Annotated in this window: 5 protein-coding genes; all 5 read left to right on the top strand. The window is 40.8% G+C overall.

The genetic code is table 11. The features are described from left to right. The first annotated feature begins 80 nt into the window (after positions 1-80). On the top strand, positions 81-698 hold the full coding sequence (locus QZ359_RS01070; RefSeq protein ID WP_033677692.1) for a hypothetical protein: 618 nt from the start codon (positions 81-83) through the stop codon (positions 696-698). 10 nt (positions 699-708) lie between these two features. Then, the gene (gene murC / locus QZ359_RS01065) at positions 709-2,043 is read left to right on the top strand and encodes a UDP-N-acetylmuramate--L-alanine ligase (RefSeq protein ID WP_101784554.1); all 1,335 of its coding nucleotides are present in this window, start codon (positions 709-711) and stop codon (positions 2,041-2,043) included. Between the two features lie 9 nt (positions 2,044-2,052). Further along, entirely contained in the window at positions 2,053-2,535 is a 483-nt protein-coding gene (locus QZ359_RS01060; protein ID WP_203176087.1) for a GNAT family N-acetyltransferase, read from the top strand. After that, the gene (locus tag QZ359_RS01055) at positions 2,511-3,005 is read left to right on the top strand and encodes an N-acetyltransferase (protein ID WP_033677680.1); all 495 of its coding nucleotides are present in this window, start codon (positions 2,511-2,513) and stop codon (positions 3,003-3,005) included. Before QZ359_RS01060 ends, QZ359_RS01055 begins: the two co-directional genes overlap by 25 nt. A gap of 80 nt (positions 3,006-3,085) precedes the next feature. Further along, a partial coding sequence (locus QZ359_RS01050; RefSeq protein ID WP_293954308.1) for an endolytic transglycosylase MltG occupies positions 3,086-4,155 on the top strand: 1,070 nt, incomplete at its 3' end.

The raw sequence follows: 4,155 nt of genomic DNA, 5'->3' as shown, positions 1-4,155 counted from the left end.
GAAATTTTGGGAATTTCTGAAGCCAGCACTTGAAAAATCAAGACAATACGCTATAATGAAGTGTTGAAAGGAAATAGAAAATGAAACAAGAACGATTTCCATTGGTGTCAGATGACGAGGTCATGCTGACTGAAATGCCAGTCATGAACTTGTACGATGAGTCTGATCTGATCAGTAATATCAAGGGTGAGTATCGAGATAAAAATTATTTAGAATGGGCTCCTATTGCTGAAGAAACACCAGTCAAACCGATTGAAAAGCAAGTCGAGAAACCTAAAAAAGCTCCTTTAGGGGTTAAAAAAGAAGGAAAGAGTTATGCAGAGGTGGCGCGTGAAGAAGCGCGTGCAGACTTGAAAAAGAAACGCTCTGCTAACTATCTAACTCAGGATTTCAGCCGTGCGAGACGTCATTCTAAATCAGGCCTTCTTAGACAGGGTAACCAACCGACAGCTCCTTTCCAAAAGGAAAATCCTGGTGAATTTGTCAAATATAGCCAAAAATTGACCCAGTCTCATTATATCTTGGCGGAAGAAGTTCATTCTATCCCTACCAAGAATGAAGAAGTGTCAGCACCTGCTCCAAAGAAAAACAACTATGATTTTCTAAAGAAGAGCCAAATCTACAATAAAAAAAGTAAACAAACAGAACAAGAACGTCGGGTTGCCCAAGAGTTAAATCTGACCAGAATTACAGAATAGGGGAGAAAACATGCCAAAGACATATCATTTTATCGGAATTAAGGGATCAGGGATGAGTGCCTTGGCCTTGATGTTGCACCAAATGGGGCACAAGGTTCAAGGATCAGATGTTGAAAAGTACTACTTTACTCAACGTGGTCTTGAGCAGGCAGGAATTACTATTCTTCCTTTTGATGAAAAGAACCTAGACGGTGATATGGAAATTATCGCTGGAAATGCCTTTCGTCCAGATAACAACGTCGAAATTGCCTATGCAGACCAAAATGGTATCAGCTACAAACGTTACCATGAATTTCTAGGTAGCTTTATGCGTGACTTTGTTAGCATGGGAGTAGCTGGAGCGCATGGAAAAACTTCAACGACAGGTATGTTGTCTCATGTCTTGTCTCACATCACAGACACTAGCTTCTTGATCGGGGATGGGACAGGTCGTGGTTCGGCCAATGCCAAATATTTTGTCTTTGAATCTGACGAATATGAACGCCACTTTATGCCTTACCACCCAGAATACTCTATTATTACCAACATTGACTTTGACCATCCAGACTATTTCACAAGTCTCGAGGATGTTTTCAATGCCTTTAACGACTATGCCAAACAAATTACCAAGGGTCTTTTTGTCTATGGTGAAGATGCAGAATTGCGTAAAATTACGTCTGATGCACCAATTTATTATTATGGTTTTGAAGCAGCAGGTAATGACTTTGTAGCTAGTGAGCTTCTTCGTTCAACAACTGGTTCAACCTTCACCGTTCACTTCCGTGGACAAGAATTGGGTCAATTCCACATCCCAACCTTTGGTCGTCACAATATCATGAATGCGACAGCCGTTATTGGTCTTCTTTACACAGCAGGATTTGATTTGAACTTGGTGCGTGAGCACTTGAAAACATTTGCCGGTGTTAAGCGTCGTTTCACTGAGAAAATTGTCAATGACACAGTGATTATCGATGACTTTGCCCACCATCCAACAGAAATTATTGCGACCTTGGATGCGGCTCGTCAGAAATACCCAAGCAAGGAAATTGTAGCAGTCTTCCAACCGCATACTTTTACAAGAACCATCGCCTTGTTGGACGAATTTGCTCACGCTTTGAACCAAGCGGATGCTGTTTACCTAGCGCAAATTTATGGGTCAGCTCGTGAAGTAGATCATGGTGATGTTAAGGTAGAAGACCTAGCCCAAAAAATCAACAAAAAACACCAAGTCATCACTGTTGAAAATGTTTCTCCACTCCTTGACCATGACAATGCTGTCTATGTCTTTATGGGAGCAGGAGATATCCAAACCTATGAATATTCATTTGAACGTCTCTTGTCTAACTTGACAAGCAATGTTCAGTAGGATATTCTTATGGAAATTCCAATTAAGATCATTCAGGCAAGTGATGCTGATTTGGCTGAGATGGAGGCACTTCAGGCTTCATCTTTTCCAGCTGAAAAGCAGCAACCTTCCCATATTTTAGAAGAAAGTATCCGTAAGTCTGCGGATACCTTTCTTCTAGCTAGGGATGAAAATCAACTGTTAGGCTATATTCTAAGCGGTCCTCAGCCAGACAATCCGCAATGTCTAAAAGTACATTCTTTAGTCATTGAGTCTGACCATCAGAGACAGGGCTTGGGAACACTTCTTCTTGCAGCCTTGAAAGAGGTGGCAGTTGAGCTGGAGTACAAGGGGATTCGTTTGGAGAGTCCTGATGAGCTGCTTTACTATTTTGAAATGAACGGTTTTATTGATGAAGAAACTTCCCTTTATGCAACTAGCCAGGGTTATAGTATGATTTGGTTTAATCCCTTTTATCTGGAGGCACAATGGAAATTAGGAAAGCAAGATTAGAAGATTTGGATCGGATTGTCGAGATTGAACTAGAGAATTTTTCAGTCGAAGAAGCCATTCCTCGATCTGTCTTTGAGGCACATTTGCGAGAAATTCAGACCTCTTTTCTGGTTGCGGAAAAAGAAGGTAAGATTATTGGTTATATCGAAGGGCCAGTTGTCCCTCACCGCTATCTACAAGACCAGTCTTTTACAGAAGAAATAAAAGACTATAGTCATGAGACTGGTGGCTATATCTCTGTGACCTGTCTCTCTATTGCCAAGGAAGTACAGGGTCTTGGACTGGGTCAGAAATTGCTAACAGCCTTGAAAGAAGTTGCTCTTGAAGATGAGAGAGAAGGCATTAACCTAACCTGTCATGACTATCTCATCGCCTACTATGAAAAACACGGATTTGTCAATGAAGGCCTGTCCCAGTCAACCTTTGCAGGGGAAACCTGGTATGATATGGTTTGGGAAGCTAAAAAATAGGCAAGACAAGGCATCATAGGTTGCTTTTCCTAGATTTTTAAGATATAATATTATGGATTGTCAACGAGGAGGAAAAACTTTTGAGTGAAAAGTCAAGAGAAGAAGAAAAATTAAGCTTTAAAGAGCAGATTTTACGAGATTTAGAACGAGTTAAAAAACATGAAGAAGATCAGGAAAAAGTTGATTTAGCTTCAATAAAACCCCAATTTTCTTCTAAAAATGACCAGTCGATAGAAGAGTTAATGGAAGATTCTCTATCAGCTGTAGAGGAGATTATGAGAAAAGCTCCTACCGTGCCTACTCACCCAAGTCAAGATGTACCAGCTTCTCCAGCAGATGAGATTCAAAGAGAAACTCCTGGTGTTCCAAGTCATCCAAGTCAAGATGTGCCTTCTTCTCCCGCAGAAGAGGTTGTAAGACAAGCTCCACTTGCTTCTAGTCACCCGAGTCAAGAAGGACCTTCTGCTCCATCAGGGGAGGGAGTATCAAGACCAACTCCAGGACCCGTTAGTCCTAGAAAAGTAGAAAAGGAATTTAATGAAATCCCAACGAGGGTAGCTGTTTCTTATAAGACAGAAGCTCAGAGAGAGGTAAAAAGAGAAGTCCCTACTTCAAAACCAGTAGTGGAAAAGAAAGTTGTAGAAGAAATGCCTGCAACTCCACGTCGTAGCCGTCGTGAGACGGTTAAGTCAACCAAGAAGAAAAAATCAGGATTTAAGGCCTTCTTCATTTCTCTACTTATTTTCCTAGGTTTGATTTCAGCAGGTGCTTACTTCGGTTATCAGTATGTTCAGTCATCTTTACAGCCTGTGGATGCTTCATCTAAACAATATGTGACAGTGCAAATCCCAGAAGGAGCTAATGTTCAAACAATTGGTTCAACTCTTGAAAAGTCTGGTTTGATTAAACACGGAGTGATTTTTGCTTTTTATGCGAAATATAAAAATTATTCAGATTTGAAGTCTGGATATTACAATTTGCAAAAGAGCATGAGTACAGAAGATATCATCCACGAACTACAAAAAGGTGGAACAGCTGAAGCTCAAGAACCTGCGCTTGCGAATTTAACAATTCCAGAAGGTTATACGATTGATCAAATGGCACAAGCTGTAGGTCAATTGCAAGGTGACTTCAAAGAGCCTTTGACAGC

The organism is Streptococcus sp. (assembly GCF_019414905.1).
Classification (GTDB): domain Bacteria; phylum Bacillota; class Bacilli; order Lactobacillales; family Streptococcaceae; genus Streptococcus.
The sequence above is the reverse complement of the archived record's forward strand: the minus strand, read 5'-3'. Positions and strand labels throughout refer to the sequence as shown.

Bases quoted from the DNA above. Each gene is read 5' to 3' on its own strand.
- QZ359_RS01070 (WP_033677692.1), top strand. From the start codon at position 81: ATGAAACAAGAACGATTTCCATTGGTGTCAGATGACGAGGTCATGCTG.
- murC (WP_101784554.1), top strand. From the start codon at position 709: ATGCCAAAGACATATCATTTTATCGGAATTAAGGGATCAGGGATGAGT.
- QZ359_RS01060 (WP_203176087.1), top strand. From the start codon at position 2,053: ATGGAAATTCCAATTAAGATCATTCAGGCAAGTGATGCTGATTTGGCT.
- QZ359_RS01055 (WP_033677680.1), top strand. From the start codon at position 2,511: ATGGAAATTAGGAAAGCAAGATTAGAAGATTTGGATCGGATTGTCGAG.